General features: G+C 65.4%; 1 protein-coding gene. It reads right to left on the bottom strand.

Annotated elements, in window-relative coordinates; all coding sequences use genetic code 11:
* Nucleotides 1–27 precede the first annotated feature (27 nt).
* Nucleotides 28–990, bottom strand: coding sequence for an IS481 family transposase (locus tag NYO98_RS21840; RefSeq protein WP_268114026.1), 963 nt, complete (start codon nt 988–990; stop codon nt 28–30).
* Nucleotides 991–1,099 lie beyond the last annotated feature (109 nt).

Here is a 1,099-nt window from a genome sequence, read left to right as displayed (position 1 = left end):
CCTAGGTGTACCCAGCCACCACGTTGGTCACAGACGGCTGACTGGAGCTTTGCCTCCGAGTGAGCTGTGGCGTCGGCAAGTGTTGTAGTGCTCGATCCATGGAGCAAGCGCGGCGGCGCGGTCGGTGTTGCTGGCGAAGTTGCGGCGGTAGGCCCACTCGGTGGTCAGGGTGCGGTTCAGGCGCTCGACCTTGCCGTTTTGCCAGGGGCAGTGGGGCTTGATGAACACCTGTTTGGCGTCCAGGTCGGCACAGGCCCTCTTCATGTCGGCCGAGTGGCGGTAGGCGAACGCGTTGTCTGTCATGACTCGTTCGATGCGGCTGATGCCCTTGTCTGCGAAGTAGGCAGCTGCCCGTCGTAGGAACGCCGCGCAGGTCGTGCCCTTCTCGTCGGGCAGGATCTCGGAGTAGGCCAACCGGCTGTGGTCGTCGACCATGGAATGCACGTAGTCGTAGCCGACTTTGACCTTCTTGTGTCGATGCGCGACGGTCGCTGCGCGGCCGTGGGTGCGCCAGCCGCCACCATCGGGGATCTTGCCGAGTTTCTTGACGTCCATGTGCACCAGCTCGCCCGGGCGCTCTCGTTCATAGCGCTGTGCGGTCTGTTTCGAGGAGCGGATCACCTCACCGGTCATCGGGTCGCACTCGCGCAGGTAGGGCACGCCGTGCCGACGCAGGATCCGGCCCACGGTCCGTGGCGGGACGCCCACCTTTGGTCCGAGCACGTCCTGGCCGTCCCGATGCTCTGCCCGGGCGGCAAGCACCAGCTGCTCGACCTCGTCTGAGGTCTTCGTTGGCATCGTGTGGGGCCGAGACGACCGGGTGACCAGGCCGGCTTCGCCTTCCGCGGCATACCGGTCGATCCAGGTCTTGACGCACTTGCGGGACACGCCCATCGCGGCGGCGATGTGGGCCTGCTTCCAGCCGTCCTGATGGCGTTGGACGATCAGTCGCCGACCGTGAACGGTCAGCCGGGCACTACCGTGGGACACGAGAACCTCCGGGTTGGAGTGGGCCTTCGACAAGCCACATCCCATTCGGGGGTTCTCGTTCGTTCAAGCAGGCTCGCTGCTACCGACCTCATGGCCGGGTACACCTAGG

Source organism: Nocardioides pini (assembly GCF_026712185.1).
Classification (GTDB): Bacteria; Actinomycetota; Actinomycetes; order Propionibacteriales; family Nocardioidaceae; genus Nocardioides; species Nocardioides pini.
Note: the sequence above shows the minus strand (reverse complement) of the source record. Positions and strands in the feature narration are given on the sequence as shown.